This window comes from Ekhidna sp., from assembly GCF_039960695.1.
Lineage (GTDB): Bacteria > Bacteroidota > Bacteroidia > Cytophagales > Cyclobacteriaceae > Ekhidna.
In genome coordinates this window covers 65057-82059 of the sequence record NZ_JBDVKP010000011.1, presented here as the reverse complement: position 1 = coordinate 82059, position 17003 = coordinate 65057, and the positions used below count along the sequence as shown (strand labels likewise).

Sequence of the window (17003 nt, the reverse complement as noted above, 5' to 3'; positions counted from 1 at the left end):
TTATTGTTATATTCAGGGTTGAATCCTGATAAATGAAGCGATATCTGTTTTTATTCGTACTCTTACTGGTTTTTCATTGTGCAACTGCTCAGGATATAATTGTTACGAGTGAAGGAGATACGATTGATTGCAAAATCACTCGAATTACAAGCGAATTCATTCACTTTTCCGTAATTGATAAGAGTGGAGTTCTCCTTATGAGATCGAGGTTACCGTTATCAAAAGTGACTCATTACGAGCAATCAGATCCTAATGACAAGGGTAATTTGAAAACCGAGTCTGAATCAAGAGAGCCAGAGGTATATGTGGACGAATCTGAGCCTGCCACGTTCAGGTTGTCACTGAATACAGGATATACGTATCAATTGGGAGGTTATGAAGGGATGCCTGATACATATAAAAAACAGGTGCAATCCCTCTGGAATTTTGGAGGGGAGTTTAACTATTTCTTATCTGAAAAGATCGGAGTTGGAGTTAAGTACAATCGAATTCAGACAAAAGCTAACGAAGATTTTGTACCACCATTTAGCACAGCATTTGGTTTTTCCAGCTTAAGAGATGAGCGAATAAGATTCAGTTACGTTGGTCTATCACTTCTATTTCGTAATTTTTATTATGACGATCAGGTGATGAACTATTTTATTTCGGGTGGTATGATCAGGTATCGAACGGATGGATTTGGGGACGGTATCCCATTTTATCAGAAGGGAGACACATTTGGATTGGTTTTGGGAGTGAGCTATGATTTTATCCTGGTTAAAAATTTCGGATTAGGTTTTGGAGCAGAAATTAATTTTGCCCGATTGTCTGAATTTGATAATAATGGAACAATAGTCATTTCCGATTTTAGCCTTACCAGATTGGATCTAACTATTGGTATCCGACTATTTCAATAAAAGCTTTCCAAGCAGTGAAGCTATCAAATACTTGCTCGAACAGCTACAATAAAATTCCTTCCTGGAGCACTAATACCAGAAGAATACGGTCGATAGTGTTTATCTAAAATATTTTCTACACCAGCATTTACGTTTATATATTCATTCACCTGATAGCTTGATTTCAAATTCAGGGTATACCATGCTGGTGAGCCCGATGCTGTGTATAGATAGGGTTTTCTGTCAATCTCAGAGGAAGGAATGTCTTCCCGACTTCTCTCACCATTATAATCAATGTAAAATTCTGATCTCAACTTTTTATGTTGATAGGTAAGTGTGGCTTTTCCAAAAATAGGAGTGGTATGCCTAAGAGGTTCATCATTAGTGATATCCTTACCTCCAGTATAGCTGATCATTTTCGAAAAAGCCCAATTATCTGCAATCTCCGCTGTTACAATCAAGCTCCCACCGTATATCTCCGCATCTCCGGCGTTTACTTTTGAGAAGACCTCCAAAGTCTCACCATCAATAGTAGCTGTACTGTTTCCATCCAGCATAAATGGGCCATCCACAATGGCGTCAAATAATCGGCTATGGAATGCAACAACCTTAAATAACGCGCGATCTGTTTTGCGCTGGTAAGCTATTTCGTTGCTGACCGAATACTCTGGATTAAGCTCGGGGTTAGGCACCACTATACTGTTCCCAACATCAAATACCTTTCCTACATCATCTACGTTCGGTGATCTAAAGCCTGTTGAAATATTGTAGCTAATCTTGTTGTTAGTGTTGAGATTGATAGCTAACCCCAACGAACCGTTTAGGGCTGAATTTTGAAGATCCAGCTCCGCTGAATTAGTAGATAAGGCTTGAGCATCAGTAGTGGTTGCATTCAATCCGATTGTATTGAATCTAAGTCCACTATTAATTGTCACTTCGTCTGATAGTTGGTATACGTAACTACCATAAACAGCGAATGATTTAAAGTCACTTCCGCCATTCGGGTACCTGCTACTTGTCTCAGTTATTTCGTTCGTTTCAAGATTCCTTCTGTACCCTTCTGACTTGACATCATTGTAGTAAAAGTCAATACCGTAATATAAGTTCGATCTAGAGTAGTCTTTGTCAAAATCAATAGAGACTGAATACATATCTACAAATTCTGATCGTGTGCGTAAGCGATCATCTGCAAAATCACGATCATTTCTACTTTCTTCAAATTTTTGATATGCTAGTGTCACGCGGGCCTGATCAAATAGCGCGTTACTTTCATAGATGCTGAACTTTAAGTTATGCATCTGCCACTTCTGGGGACCATAGTACCATTCTGCAGCGCTTAATGAGTCCGTATTAGGTCCTAGGGTTTCAGACAGGTTGTCATATCTGGGAATATCTGAAGTTGTGCTAAAGTAAAAACCATAACTGACTTCCGAGTCGGGGCCTAACCGATACTTTACTTTCGAAATGGTGTTGAACAAATCATAACCTGAAAACTTCTGAACATTCACATCCTCATTTCTAATAAGCTGATCTTGACCATCAATTCGCTGAACATAAAACTTCCGTTCAAATTCGCCTTCATAGTCTCCGGTACGTCTACCACCTGCACGTAAATCACCAAATTTGGTGTAGGATGACGAGTGAAAAAATGTAAACTTTTCTTGCGCAACCGAAACATCGATATGACCGGTTCGCTCATTAGCGGCTGTGCCATATCTGGCAAGTCCATTTGCTGAAATATCAGTTATATCATCGGAAGACCATTTAGGCTCGATGGTATGAAAGTCCATGACGCCACCCAATGCATCGCTTCCATAAATAACAGACCCTGGGCCAAAGATTACCTCGGAGCTTTCCAAAGCATTTGGATCGATGTTAATCACATTTTGAAGATTTCCACTGCGGAAAATGGCATTATTCATCCGAACTCCATCTACGACAAGCAAAACAGAATTTGCTGCAAAACCTCTGATTTTTGGAGAACCACCACCCAATTGACTTTTTTGGACAAAGACTTGGCCAGTATTGGCCAGAAGATCTGCTGATGTTTGTGGATTTTGAAACTGAATCGTTTTCTTATTGACAGTCATGATCTTTTGGGAAACGCTTTCTTCTTCTTGCTCCCATTTGTTGGCGGAGATCACTACTTCATTGAAGGACATGATTTTTTCTTTCAATGAGACCTTGAGATCATTTCCCAAATATGCTATTGATTGTTGGTGAAAAGACGGATGTTGAAAGAATATCAGTCCTTTTGGAAAGGTCGAAATGTCAGCGATCCCTTTTTCATTGGTATAAGTGACATCTTCCTTATTTTCATGGTAAATGAATACATCAACGACTGGTTTGCCTGTAGCTTCATCAACAATAAGTGCATTTTGAGAATAGGAGAAAGTACTGGCAAAAAGAAGAAGAAAGGTAATCTTATGATTAAGTCTCATTCAGTCGTTAATTTCGGTTTTGAATTTCAAACAATTAAGCAAAAATTGAGCCGTTCATGCCATTAATAAAGTCAAAATATAACAGGAGGCCATGGTATTTTTTCAACGGTCATTTTGAAACCATTATTCCTTCTCTTTTTTATGAGGTGGGAGGAGTGAATTATGAACGTGAACGATTGGAATTACCGGATGGTGATTTCTTGGATTTGGACTGGGTACGTGGTGGAAATAAGCGTTTGATCGTTTTAAGTCATGGACTGGAGGGAAGCGCAGATAGACATTATATTAAACGACCCGCACATTATTTTTCTCAGAAAGGTTGGGATATCCTGGCTTGGAATAATCGAAGCTGTAGTGGAGAGATGAATCGATTGCCGCGTTTTTATCATCATGGTGCTACGGAAGATATCGCTGCGGTAATTGATCAAGGGTTGGCTGCCAAATATGAAGAAGTCATTTTGATAGGTTTTTCTATGGGAGCCGGGATGCAACAAAAGTATCTTGGCGAGCGAATCCCTGATCAAAGAATTATTGGGGCTGTTTCATTTTCTGTACCATGCAATGTGCAGAACAGCGCGGAGATGCTGAAGATTGGTGCGAATAGAATTTATGAAAATCGATTCATTTCTAAACTCAAACAAAAGGTCTTAGAAAAATCGGAGCATGTTGAAATGCCGGTGGATCTTGAAGTAATAAAAAAGGTTCGCAGCTTTAAAGAGCTTGACGAAGCTTTTACGCTCAAGGTTCATCCGGAATATAAAAATGCGAATGATTTTTACACCCGGATAACCAGCGATCAGTTTTTACCAAATATCAAAATCCCTCTGTTAATAGTAAATGCCATCAATGACCCAATGCTTGGCGATCCATGCTATCCAATAGAGTTAGCCCAAAAAAGTAAAAACATCTACCTTGAAATGCCTAAAAAGGGCGGACATGTCGGTTTTACTATTCCAGGAAGCTCGTGGAGCTATATGGAATTTGCGGCAGATGGATTCATTGATGAGGTTATTCTTTCTCAGCAAACTTCAAGGCTGCCCCATTGATGCAATACCTGAGTCCTGTAGGAGCCGGGCCGTCCGCAAACACATGCCCCAGGTGGCCATCACATCTAGCACATAATACCTCCGTTCGTACCATGCCGTAGGATACGTCGTCTTCTTCAGCTACGTTGACTTCATTGATAGGCTCATAAAAAGAAGGCCATCCGGTTCCAGATTTAAACTTGGTAGTAGAAGTGAATAATGGAAGAGCGCATGCAGTACACACATAAGTACCTTCTTTCTTATTATTCAAAAGGTCACTGGTAAAGGCTCTTTCTGTACCTTTTTCTCTCAATACATAGTATTCAAAATCTGAGAGCTGTGCCTTCCATTCGGATTCTGGTTTTTCTACCTTATCAAAGGGTAAATTTTCAGCTTTGGTCTTCTTTTCTGTATTCTGCTGCTGTGCGCAAGAAATGAATGAAAAGGTGATGGATAATAGGACGATTACATTTTTCATATTTAATAAACGATTTTGGTGATACAATCAGTTTCGCTACTCAAACAAAACGTCTTGAAAGAGACTATTTCAATATGCCCATGTATCTGGTCCAAATACCAACTTCTTCCGTGTATTGTTTGGCCATTACGCGGGCAATCTGGGAGATGTGCCCCAGGTCATGCACTACCCAACTTGAAAGTAAATTCCTAAGTGTAACATCTCCCAATTCAGGATGTTTGCCTTTCTTATCCAAATTATCACGAATGCTAAGTGATTTGAATGCTTTCAGATTTTCAGTTCTAAGCTTTTCAAACTCAGAGAGCAATTCATTCATCGATTGGCCTTTGCTTATTTCATTTTGTGCAAAGCGATCGAAGGGTTCGAATGGTTTTTCAGCACCATATTCAAGAATGATTTTTGCGCGTGGTACCCAATCGGTCTTTTCGCCGTGAATCAAATGCCCGACGACATCAAAGGGACTCCAGGTGTTTTCACCTTCGTTGTTTAACGTCCATTTATCAGAGATGCTGCGAAGTAATTCGTTTAAAACTTTCGGGGTACGTTCAAGTATTTCAATGGCTTTATCCTTATCATATTGCATAGAATAAAGTTATCAAAACCTGTCTTATTGAATGAGCATTTTCTCCATTAAGGCATTTTTGAAATGGACACCGGAAATCATTTTGTGCTCATTTTCATAGTGGTTGTAACCATTCTTCTTAAAAAATGGCTGTGCAGTAATGCTTACAGATGCCCATATCCTGTCCAATTTATTTTCAAGGGTACGTTTTTCCACCGCCTCCAGAAGTGCTTTGGCGATACCTTCACCCTGATGATCCCGGTGCGTATACATAAAGTCAACGTAGCCATCAGCATCAACAGAGCTGAAACCAACAATCTGGTTGGACATGAGCGCCACAAAGAATGATTGTTCCTTAATCTTGTTTAGCCAAACTTTTCTGTCGGTAGCATGTTGCCAGACCTCAATTTGTTCAGGAGAATAGTCTTGTGAATTTACATGCTGAATGGTATCCCGGAATAATTCCAGAATTTGGTCCAGGTCATCCGATTTGGCTGCTCTGATATCCACTACTTTAACCGATCAATTGCCATCTGAGCTACTCGATCACCAATGGCTAAAGAAGATGTAGCCGCTGGGGAAGGGGCATTTCCTACATTAATAAATTTGTCATGTTCCACGACCAGAAAATCATCTATAAGTCCACCTTTCCTGTCACAAGCCTGAGCTCGTACTCCGGCACCACCTTTGATTAGGTCTCTCTTCTGTATTTCAGGGATCAGTTCTTGCAAGGCCTTGGTGAAAGCACCCTTGGAATACGAGCGATACATTTCACCAAATCCGGTTTTCCAATATTTGTATGCCACCCGCATGAAGCCTGGATATAAAAGAGTCCCTAGCAATTCCTTCATATTTACCTGGCTTTTTTTGTAGCCTTCTCTGGCGAAAGCCAGTACCGCATTTGGCCCTGCCTCTATGCCACCGTCTATGTGACGAGTGAAGTGAACTCCCAGAAAAGGAAAATTTGGATCTGGAACAGGATAGATCAGATTTTTTACCAGGTGTTCTTTCTCCGGTTTGATCTTGTAATACTCACCTCTGAATGGGACTATCTTAAAATCAATTTTAGCTCCCGTCAGCTTGGCAATTTTATCGGTGTAAAGGCCTGAACAGTTGACAACAACTCGGGTAGTCAACCGCTCATTTTCGGTATGTACGTGAATAAAACCTCGTTCTTCCTTAAAACTCATGAACTTATTTGAAGAAAAGATCTCACCGCCGAAGTGTTTAAACTTTTCAGCGTACTTATCAGCTACTACTTTGTAATCAATGATTCCTGTTTGTGGTACGTACAATCCACTTACTCCGGCAATATTTGGCTCATATTCCTTCAGTTCCCCGGCATTCAGTTTTTTAATGTTTCGCAAGCCATTTGCATTGCCTCGCTCATAGAGTGTATTCAGTGCATCCAGCTGAGATTCTCTTGTAGCTACCACCACCTTGCCACACAGCTCGTACGGTATTTCTTCTTCATTGCAGAAGTCTATCAACATTTGATAGCCGTCTACACAATTTTGGGCCTTGAAACTTCCCGGTTTATAGTATAACCCTGAATGGATCACTCCGCTGTTGTGCCCTGTCTGATGCTGCGCTATGGTACGCTCTTTCTCAACGACAGCTACTTTATAGTTGGGATTCTTTTCTTTGATCTTAAGTGCGGAGGCAAGCCCAACGATGCCACCACCGATCACAACAACATTATACATATACCTGATGAATATCAATCGCAAATATCGGTGCTTCATTTTGGATAGCGAAAGAATATTTGAAAATCAAGTTTGGTTTGCTGTAATGAGTAAAGATTTGTTCTATTAAAGGCATAGTGAAGGGATTTTACGTATTTTTTTCATTACGTTATTCACGCATAAATACATGGTTTTGGTCTTCTAGTTTTACAAAAGAAACCAACTCAATACATTGAAACCATGTCATGAAGGATTCACAAATTACTGAAAATGAAAAGCAAAGGCTCTCAGCGTTGTATGGTTATCAAATTCTAGATACAGAGCCAGAAGCTATTTATGATAACATATCGACCATGGCGAAGGACCTCTGCCAGGTTGATACCGCGTTTATCACGTTTGTAGATCATAATCGGGTTTGGATAAAATCTGGAGCAGATGCAAAAAGACAGGAAGAGCAACAGACTCAGGCATTATGCCAATTTGTATTAGAGAAGGGTGAATTTATTGAGGTTGATGATATCACTTCAGATCAAAGATTAAAGCAGCTCCCTGCATGTAGTAAAGGTGATAAAAAATACTTCGCTGCAGTTCCGCTGACTTCAGGTGAGGGTCATATATTGGGCACACTGTGCATTATGAATGCTGAATCCATTCGATTGAGTAAAAAACAAAAAGAAGGACTGAAGGCACTAGCCTTTCAGACCATTGAAATTCTCAATTTAAGAAAAAACAGCCTTAGCTACGAAACACTGATAGAATCCAGTCAGGATATGATTTATGAATTGGATGAGCATGGCAGATTCCTTTTCGCCAATACTTCCTTGATTAGTAAGACTGGTTACACATTTGAAGAGTTGAAGTCCAGGACTTGCTGGGACCTGGTGATAGAAACTGAAAAAGAGCAAGTAAAAGCATACTATCAGGATAGAATTAAAAAGAGAGAAACCTCTATCTATTATGAATTTCCAATTGCGAGTAAGAAAGGAAAGATCATCTGGTTAGGACAGAGCGTAGATTATACTTACGTGAATGGTACGGCTAAGCGAGCCTACGTTATTGCGAAAGACATCACTGAGCTTATAGACACCAGGTTAAGACTCAAGGAAACCGAAGAGCAGATTCTAGCAGAAAAGACCCTGCTTAGAACAATGGTGTTTTCTTCACCAGCAGCCATTGCGATGTTTGGAAAGGAATTGAACTACCTGGCATTTAGCGAAAAGTGGATGTCAGGCAAGAGTGTGAATGAGCAAACCATCGGTGTGGGTGATTCTGAGCCAAGCCCTGAAAGAAAAGAACTTTTGTTGGCTCTGAAAAAGAAGGTACTGGATGGTGAATCTGTCAGCAGTGAAAGCGACCTGATTGTTGATGAAGAAGGAAATAAAAAGTGGGTCAAATGGGTGGCAACGCCATGGAATAATACGACTGACGGATCAATCGGGGGGATTATTGTCTACGCAGATGATGTCACCCAAATCGTAGAACATGAAGGTGAACTGAAGCGAGCTAAGGAAGAAGCCTTAGAGCTAGGCAAGATCAAAGAGGAGTTTCTATCCAACATGAGTCATGAAATAAGAACGCCCCTCAATGCCATAATAGGTACAACCAATCTTATGCTGGATGAAAATCCGTCCTTGAAAGAAAATGAACAATTTAAACTTCTGAAGTTTAGTAGTAATAATCTGTTGTCATTGATTAACAATGTATTGGACTTCAGTAAGATTGACTCAGGCAATATTTTAATTGAAGAAAAGGATTTTGACCTCCGTGACCTATGCTGCAATCTGGTGAATTCCTGGAAGCCAACTGCGGAACGAAAAAATGTGGAGCTTTCACTGAAATGGGATGAACACCTGCCGGAAGTAGTGATCGGAGATAGGGTGAGACTTTCGCAAATACTAAACAACCTCATAAACAATGCCCTGAAGTTTACGGAAGAAGGGTTTGTGCACTTGAAGGTTTCGCCTGACGAATCAACAAATCAGATCAAGTTTGAAATCAAAGACACTGGGATCGGCATTCCCAAACATATGCATGAAGTGGTTTTCCAAAGCTTCCAACAAGTAAATAGTGAAGATACTCTTGACAAAGGAGGTACTGGATTGGGACTGCCTATATGTGAGAAACTACTGCAACTGATGGGATCGGGACTTGAGTTGGAAAGTAGTGAAGGGTTTGGTTCAAGGTTCTTTTTCTCCGTGAAGATGGAGCAGGGAGACATCAACAATTCCGACGCTGCAACAGAAGACATAAGCAATGCCAGTCTCAATCTGAATGTATTGTTGGTAGAAGACAATGCTGCGAACCAATTCATAGCTGCAAGCTTCATGGAGAAGTGGGGCGTGTCTTTTAAAATAGCCAATAATGGTAAAGAGGCCCTTCAATATTTGGAAGACAAGGCATTTGATGTCGTATTGATGGACATACGAATGCCAATAATGGATGGGCCAACTGCTGCAGCTGCTATTAGAGAAAAGGAGGATGAGTATTTCAAAAACCTTCCTATTGTGGCTTTGACCGCCTCCGCCATACTCGATTTAAGAAAAGAGGGAACAGGATACCTGTTCGATGACTATCTCGGAAAGCCATTCAATCCCAAAGATTTCCTGAAGATTTTGTCCAAATATGCATCCATAAGCCCAACAAACGACGGAACGATTGCTTTTGATTCTGTAAAAGATGTAGCCATATCAGATTCCGTAGGGACAGATATTAGGTCGCAATTGAATGAATATACCGAAGGAGATCCTGACTTTATGATTGAATTTATCAAGAACATATTGGGGAACCTTGATACAATAAAGACCGATCTACCGAAGCATTTTCAATCGCAGAATGTGGATGAATTTGGAGAGTTATTGCATATGATAAAGCCTACTCTTGAGATTCTGGCAAAGAATGAACTGGTGGAAAAACTCTATTCAATGAAAGGTGAATGGGCTTCAGAAGAGTATCAAGAGTTACAGGTAGTTAATGTTTTAAAAGAAGTAGACCAAATAGAAGAAGAACTCAATGTGATTCTTGACGAGCAGTCTTCCCTGCTCAATCAAGTCGCCTAAAGCATGAGAGTTCACATAGAAAAGACAAATTGGATTACCGGAAAAGCAGGGGAGTAGCCGTATGATCCAAAGACAATTATGCCGGGAATAAACGTTACAAAAAATGAAAACAGGCGATCAAAAATCGAAAGACACTCAGGTTTCTGATTATTATGATCAGGCACTAAGCACGGAAACATCATGCTTTGATATTTCACAGTACGATACGAGCTTGGATTATATCAACGACACTTGGTACATCGAAGAAAGGAATGCATCGAACATGCGAGCTCAGCTTGAGGAATTTATGGAAGGAGACACAGAATTCATTGCTGAATTTGCCAGATACATTTCTATAAACATGGAAAACCTCGAGAATCAACTTCCGGATCTTTACTTTGCTAGAAATCTGGAAGCCTTTAAAAGGTTGAAACACATGCTAAAACCAACCATTGAGATGGTAGGAGACTATGCACTATTAAATGACCTTAATTTGATTCAAAATGAGTGGCAGGCGGGAGAGTTTCAGCAATCCAAAATCTTAAGAGTGAGGAACAGAGCTAAGTATATAAATAGCCAACTTAAGATCGTAATTGCCAATTCAGGTAGGGAGGCAGCTTAGGACGCCAATTCGGAGTTAGAACACCCCATTTCAATAGTGGCTTAATTTAGAACAATGACTTTAAGGCCACTGAATGGTTTCATCATCAATAAACTGTGGTCCCCATTGGATTTCTTCGAGTATATCCTGATGCAACCAAAAGTTTAGTGCCAGCTCTTCTGAGGAGATCAGTTTTTGGTCCGGATGATCTTCTGAAGATAAATCTTCAATTTCCAAATCTTTCACCCCCAGCATGTCGAGTTCTTCCATCAATTCATCTGTATCCAATCCCATCAGTGATGAGCCTTTCAGGTGATAATCTTCGGACGAAACAGAAATGATTACAAGTCTCCAGTCCTCTGCTTCTTCAAAACTCAAGTCCAGTCGTAGCGGATGATATTCCCACGCATCACTTTTGTCAGCGGCATCTTCTCCATAGTGCGTGATATCCTGATGGTCGGGATCTCCCAAGATCGCCTTCACGTCTTCTCGACTCATCCCAAACTTTAGTTTGCCTAGCCCCACTCCAGGTATGATCTCTATGTGCTCTTTTTCCATTGCTGAATTTTAAGCAAATGTAGGTATAGATATAATACGCTTTTTGGGAATAGGAAGTGTAGTTGCAAACTACTGTCGGTGGAGGGGAGGGATGTATCATGCCGTGTAGATTTACGCATTTTTCACAATACGTATTTTACGTATAATTCACCTGTTACCCCTCTCTAACTTTATCCCATCATTCAAAGAAACATCTCACACAATTAAACGACAGAATCATGGAAACGGCAATTCAACAATCACAAGAGGCTCAGATTTTAACTGATCATTACTACGATCAGGTGCTACAAATCGAAAAATCATTCAGCGATATTTCACAGTATGACTCCAGCCATGATTACCTCAATGATACATGGAAAGTGGAGGAAGTGGCCTTTGAAGAAACTTGTAAGTAGAAATTATTATTAAGTAGTTAGTTAAATCTAGTTAAGCATAAAGACCCTGCGTTTGCCGGGTTTTTTTGGCTTTCTGTGGTTTCACAAATATCAGCTGCTTTCCACTTCTTTTTCAGTACTTGTTGGCACTAATTGAAATACTACTTACTCTTGAAGCTATATCTTTAGCTTCTTCACTATTCAGATTGAAATTCATTTCTTTTGCTATTTTCATTACCTGAGGGTCGGTCAGCATCAATTCAAGTGGGAAGTTTGCTTTCGCATCAATCCTAATGTCTTTAAATCCGGCTTGTTCGACATATTGAAGATAAGTCTCCAACTTCTCTGCACCTGACACACAAGCGATATGACCTGCCAGTGAATTTTTTATCACTTCAGGAAGCTCCTTTTCCAAAACAATATCACTGATCGACAATTTGCCTCCTTTTTTTAAGACTCTAAATGCTTCTTTATAAACATCTCCCTTGTTTAAGGAAAGGTTGATGACACAATTTGAAATGATGTGATCAACAGTAGCGTCATCAATCGGTAAGTCTTCAATATCTCCATTTATAAATTCCACATTCGCATATTTCCCTTTTTTAGCATTCCTTGTTGCCAGGGAAAGCATATCCTCCGATAAATCCACACCAATTACTTTTCCATGATCTCCTACAAGTGGGGATGCTAAAAAGGCGTCAAAACCTGCTCCTGATCCTAAATCCAGTACTGTTTGGCCTTTTTTGATTTTGGCTAATGCTGATGGATTTCCGCATCCAACACCTAGATTTGAGCCTTCCGGTACGGCACTCAATTCTTCCTTCGAATAGCCTATTGTTTCACCTACTTGATTGGCATTATCCGATAAGTCGCAACATGCAAATAATTTTGAGAATAGTCCACTTTGGGTAGATTTAGCAAGTTTTCCATAGCTATCTACAACTGATTGCTTTACTGATTCTGTATTCATCTTTATCTTTTTTTAGATTTAATAGATGATCCAAATTTCAGTTTATGATAGGTCCTATCAATTGATCTAGGTCAAGTTCGTGTTATTTTGTTTCTAATTCTACTTAAAGTTTCTGGAGCAATTTGTAAGTAGGATGCTAAATCGGTCAAGGGAACTCTTTGCAGAAGCTCTTTATCATTTTTCATTATATGTAGGTACCTGTCGGTTGCTGATAAGTCTCTAAGAAATCGATTATGTGATTCAGAAGTAACAAACTCATTTTCTGCTGCCAACCTGCCAACTTGTTGCCAAAACGGGTCTTGGTTGAATAACTTTTGAAGAGAATCATAGGAAAGGATAATCAATTCCGATTCCTCAACTGCCTGAATTGCAATATCACTTTTTTGTTGAATTATCAAACTCTTGTATGAAGTGGTGAGAGAGTTTTCCCTACAAAAACAATTGATAATTTCTTTGCCATCATTGAGGTAGTACTGCCTTAATAAGCCACTTTCAATAAATGCAATGTTTTTGCAAATTTTACCCAGATGCAACAAATAGTCACCAGGCCCTAACACCTTTTTAGAAAGAAATGGATAGGCATTTTTGTAAACATTGGGTGTATAATGAGGGAATTGCTGTAAATATTTATTGAATGCTTCCATGAATTTGCAGCTTGCTGATGATAATTACATATGCGCAATATAGAAAATGCTTTGTGCACACATTCAGCCTTGTTTTATTGTCCAATGCAGCTTGAATGCCGGACCTGATCCGATAGCTTCATTTATGCAAAGGCACAAAGTTATAAACTTGTGCCAGCGGTGGATAAGTGATAAGTAAATGCAACGAAGAATTGCTAAGCGTTCAATTGATGAACAGAATAGATAAGCACCTTCTCTTTTTTCCCTTTCAATGGGATGCTACCCAGCTCTTCACATGAAAAACCCGATAGATTCAGTTTTTCCTTCAGGCTTTCTGATATTAATAAAGCCTGCTTAAATTCATTGCACTTTGCCTGTATTCTGGCTGCAGTATTTATTGCGTCTCCGTGATAAGCAATCTCTTTTTTGTATTTACCTATTTCTGCAACTGTGACAAGACCATGGTTAATGCCTGCCTTAAAATGAGGCTGACAATTGTATTGATCCAGGTAATGCTGAGATCTTTTGTCCAGCTGCCCTTTGAAATTAAAATAAGCCTTCAAGCAATTTTGGTTCCTCAGACCATCCTGAAGCTTCCATGTCAGGACCACTTCGTCGCCTACATATTGATAAATTTCCGACTCATTTTCTACGACTACCCCAAGGTCATTGAAGCAATCCTGAATCATTTTACTGTATTTGATGTGACCCAATCTTTCAGCATGTGTAGTTGAAGATTGCAGATCCAGAAACATGAATATCCGTTCTTCTTCTCTCGGATTGTAAAACTTGCCAAACATTAGTTTTGAAAGATTATTGCTTCCAAAATGTAGGCTGACTTGTCTGAGTCCAAACATGAAAATATCCACAGTTACGATGTAGAAATAAATAGCAAAGCTTCCGGGTTCGAAGGCAAATTCAATCAGTGTCAAATTTTCACCATAAACCCAATAGGCTACGAGCACCATCAGTGTCACAAATAAGATACAGTAAACGACTCGTAGCACAAGTAGCTTTGGAAAGGAGACATGCTTGTATCCATATTCTTCGGTCAGGATAAGGGCGGCTCCTGAGATGCTGCCAAAAAAAGGCCCCATGACCATAGAAGTGATTACCGAATCCCAAAATTCAAACTGAACGGAACCTTGCTCAATGGTGCCTTCTCCTCTCACAATACTGAGGAACAGAAACGCTATGGTCCAGCCGATACAGTATTGCAGAATGATAAGCCATCTGCGCTTGTTTTTAACGGTCATTTTTACTTTGCTGTGTTACTTATAAATGCCATTTAGCTGTGAATCTGTATTAATCACACACATTTATATTAAAGCAAGTTAAAAATTTGGGATGTTATAGAAATATAAGTTGCAAACCAATGTTTGGGGTGTCATACCGGACCTGATCCGGTATCTTCAGTTAGGTAGGCACAAGTTGCAAACTTGCACCAGCGGGGGTTCATTTTAGCATTTGTTCTTGCTGTTTTTAGTTTTCTTTTAGTTTCACTCCATTGTCACAAAATATGCTCGTTTCATCAACGTCAATATCTGTGCAAGACAATAACCATATTCCGTCATTATTATCTGATGCTATGTCTAGAATGTCGATGGAAGAATCTGAATCGGACGACCCAACTGCTAAAACTGTCCAGAGACTGCTAAAATGAGGATCTGCATGAAGTTCTACATTTTGGATAGATATTTTGGAGGCATTCCTGATTTGAACACCTGAATTAGGCAAGAAATCATTTGGATCTGGAGTGAAATAGACGTCAACACTATCCAACTCAACTTCATCAGCACCAATTAAAACAGGTTCCTGATTGGATTTGGTGTCAAATCCATGTGAATAAAACTTTGAATTGGTAATACTTACCTTTCCAATTTTCCCCCATTCGACTGCTCCAATTTTTAGAGGTCTCAGGTATGCAAAACCTAAAGTAGATGCGGTATAATTTGATCGCTTAAAAGTGGTTCCATCGATAGTTACATTGTCGAAAATGTCAGAATCTGTTGTGTAACGAGTCTCAAGTCCGACCTCTCTTGCATAGAAGTTAGAATTTAAAATGGTAATGTTCTTCGAGTCAGTTAGAGAGACACAAATTGTATTAGTGCCCCAATCTAAAATCTTAACATTATCGATTATTAATCCATCAACGTTTTTGATTGAAATTCGGCCATCTCCACCACCAAGATTTTCAGAATTGTAAGTCATATTGAGATTAAGATTCACATTTTCTAGTGAAATATTAAGATTAGTCTGCTGACATGAATTATTGGGAGATAGCTTCAATACTTTTCTAATTTGATTCCCATCTTCAATATTCCTGATTGAAATACTATCATTTTGAATATTACAAAGTTGTTGAATCTGTATTATTGAACTGCCACCAGCAAAACCATCGTCCACCGTATAATCATTGATGCCTTTTTGAATACCATCAACTTCTATATTTTGACCTACTAGGTTCATAATATATTTGAAGTGACCTTCGACGGTAGTATTATCAATTGTAACATCAATTGCAGGTTGAACTCTGATAGCAGCCATCATGTCTGCGATACCTGCAGGTTCAGTACTCCTAACGGTTGTATTTTCAATAACAATTCCTTTGCCAGCTGCTATCTTAACCGCAGACTTCTCAACCCCTTCAAATACATTATCTTTAATGGTTAAGTTAAATGGGACAATTATTGATGTGTTATCTGAACCGTCTGCAAATAATCTAATTCCGTCCGCATCAGAAAGATTTATATCCCCATTATTATTCTCGGTAAAAATGTTCTTGAAATGACAATCTATGATACTACCATTTATTGATTCGCCAATATTTTCACCAGGTAGATTTGACCATAAGAGGACTCCACCTGCAAATCCTGCTTTAACAGGTTCATCATCTCCATAGGCACTAATGTTTTCAAAGGTGACATTGTTGAAGGAAAAATTTCTTGCTTTTGTAAGCCAAACACGAACACCATAGATGTTCTCAGAACCTGGAATACTTCCAGTACTTTCTGTGTCTGTGCCTTTAATATCTTTTATTACACAATTATCGAATTGAGTATTGGAGGTTTTATAGGTTAATGTCACGTCGGGGTTGCCTACCTCCAATAGGGCAACATTTACATCTAAGTTATTCCCTGAAAATGTAATGTTTTCAAATTTGACGTTGTGGGCAGTTATCACTCCAAGATAGTTATCCCACATGGAATTGTCTTTAGGAATATTATATTTTAATATCACTCCAGATTTCGATTCCCCTAGGTAATGAGAATTGGCGGACGAAAAACTAATTCTTTCATCAATAATATATTCTCCATTAGGAAAAAAAATAGAGCTATCAGAGGCAATTGCATATTTTATTGCGTCTGTTGCAGTCATACTTGTGTTTGTCATCAGTTGCCCAATGTTCAACGCGGAATTATATCCTGCGTCGATATCACTGATTGTAGCGGACGCTGGAGCATTTGGTGAAATTTCTGGGTTTTTGTTAAGTTTAAGATTTTCCTCAGAGCAGGAAATGCAAATTGCAAGAATTGATATGGAGAATATTTTTTTCATATGAGAATAGTTTTATAGAAGGAGTAATGGCATAGAACAACTATATTAAAACGCAATATAGAAAAAATGCTTTGCACATACCTCAACCTTTTTTTATCGTCCAATGCAGTTTTAATCTCCAATTGGATGATAAATGAGTGGCTAGGGGGATGCGGTTGTTGGAATGAATTTGGCGTGCGTAGCAAACGCGCCCGGCGGTAGTAGCTCAGTTAGCTTAT

General features: G+C 39.3%; 15 protein-coding genes. 5 read left to right on the top strand and 10 right to left on the bottom strand.

The annotated features are described in order from the left end of the window. Window positions 1-32 precede the first annotated feature (32 nt). On the top strand, window positions 33-896 hold the full coding sequence (locus tag ABJG98_RS06795) for a hypothetical protein (protein WP_348278737.1): 864 nt from the start codon (window positions 33-35) through the stop codon (window positions 894-896). 23 nt (window positions 897-919) lie between these two features. On the opposite strand, the gene ABJG98_RS06790 is transcribed toward ABJG98_RS06795, so the two are convergent. Then, window positions 920-3316 carry a TonB-dependent receptor gene (locus tag ABJG98_RS06790; RefSeq protein ID WP_348278736.1) on the bottom strand — a complete coding sequence of 799 codons (2397 nt, stop codon included), beginning with the start codon at window positions 3314-3316 and terminating at the stop codon, window positions 920-922. 56 nt (window positions 3317-3372) lie between these two features. Between ABJG98_RS06790 and ABJG98_RS06785 the strand changes: the two genes are divergently transcribed. Further along, the gene (locus tag ABJG98_RS06785; RefSeq protein WP_348278735.1) at window positions 3373-4362 is read left to right on the top strand and encodes an alpha/beta fold hydrolase; all 990 of its coding nucleotides are present in this window, start codon (window positions 3373-3375) and stop codon (window positions 4360-4362) included. Here the strand turns inward: ABJG98_RS06785 and msrB are convergent. The 4 genes from msrB to lhgO form a co-directional block, all read right to left on the bottom strand. Beyond that, window positions 4325-4819 (bottom strand): peptide-methionine (R)-S-oxide reductase MsrB, encoded by a 495-nt coding sequence (msrB, locus tag ABJG98_RS06780; RefSeq protein ID WP_348278734.1) that lies wholly within the window; start codon window positions 4817-4819, stop codon window positions 4325-4327. The genes ABJG98_RS06785 and msrB overlap by 38 nt on opposite strands. Before the next feature lie 64 nt (window positions 4820-4883). Then, a complete protein-coding gene (locus ABJG98_RS06775) occupies window positions 4884-5402 on the bottom strand; it encodes a DinB family protein (protein WP_348278733.1) in 519 nt (172 codons plus the stop codon). 24 nt (window positions 5403-5426) lie between these two features. After that, window positions 5427-5891, bottom strand: coding sequence for a GNAT family N-acetyltransferase (locus tag ABJG98_RS06770; protein WP_348278732.1), 465 nt, complete (start codon window positions 5889-5891; stop codon window positions 5427-5429). Further along, on the bottom strand, window positions 5891-7087 hold the full coding sequence (gene lhgO, locus ABJG98_RS06765) for an L-2-hydroxyglutarate oxidase (RefSeq protein ID WP_348278955.1): 1197 nt from the start codon (window positions 7085-7087) through the stop codon (window positions 5891-5893). The genes ABJG98_RS06770 and lhgO overlap by 1 nt, the downstream gene beginning before the upstream one ends. Window positions 7088-7311: 224 nt before the next feature. On the opposite strand from lhgO, the gene ABJG98_RS06760 reads away from it, so the two are divergent. Next, complete coding sequence (locus ABJG98_RS06760; protein WP_348278731.1) at window positions 7312-10122, top strand: PAS domain S-box protein; 2811 nt, start codon at window positions 7312-7314, stop codon at window positions 10120-10122. Window positions 10123-10225: 103 nt separating this feature from the next. Then, on the top strand, window positions 10226-10723 hold the full coding sequence (locus ABJG98_RS06755) for a hypothetical protein (protein WP_348278730.1): 498 nt from the start codon (window positions 10226-10228) through the stop codon (window positions 10721-10723). Window positions 10724-10783: 60 nt separating this feature from the next. Here the strand turns inward: ABJG98_RS06755 and ABJG98_RS06750 are convergent, their stop codons facing one another. Further along, window positions 10784-11260 (bottom strand): hypothetical protein, encoded by a 477-nt coding sequence (locus ABJG98_RS06750; RefSeq protein ID WP_348278729.1) that lies wholly within the window; start codon window positions 11258-11260, stop codon window positions 10784-10786. A 218-nt stretch (window positions 11261-11478) separates the two neighbouring features. On the opposite strand from ABJG98_RS06750, the gene ABJG98_RS06745 reads away from it, so the two are divergent. After that, window positions 11479-11655, top strand: coding sequence for a hypothetical protein (locus ABJG98_RS06745; protein ID WP_348278728.1), 177 nt, complete (start codon window positions 11479-11481; stop codon window positions 11653-11655). 112 nt (window positions 11656-11767) lie between these two features. Here the strand turns inward: ABJG98_RS06745 and arsM are convergent, their stop codons facing one another. From arsM to ABJG98_RS06725, 4 genes are all read right to left on the bottom strand, one after another. Continuing rightward, entirely contained in the window at window positions 11768-12604 is an 837-nt protein-coding gene (gene arsM / locus ABJG98_RS06740) for an arsenite methyltransferase (protein ID WP_348278727.1), read from the bottom strand. 71 nt (window positions 12605-12675) lie between these two features. Continuing rightward, a complete protein-coding gene (locus ABJG98_RS06735; protein WP_348278726.1) occupies window positions 12676-13248 on the bottom strand; it encodes a Crp/Fnr family transcriptional regulator in 573 nt (190 codons plus the stop codon). 194 nt (window positions 13249-13442) lie between these two features. After that, on the bottom strand, window positions 13443-14483 hold the full coding sequence (locus ABJG98_RS06730; RefSeq protein ID WP_348278725.1) for an adenylate/guanylate cyclase domain-containing protein: 1041 nt from the start codon (window positions 14481-14483) through the stop codon (window positions 13443-13445). Between the two features lie 226 nt (window positions 14484-14709). Beyond that, the gene (locus ABJG98_RS06725) at window positions 14710-16785 is read right to left on the bottom strand and encodes a hypothetical protein (protein WP_348278724.1); all 2076 of its coding nucleotides are present in this window, start codon (window positions 16783-16785) and stop codon (window positions 14710-14712) included. Between the last annotated feature and the right edge of the window lie 218 nt (window positions 16786-17003).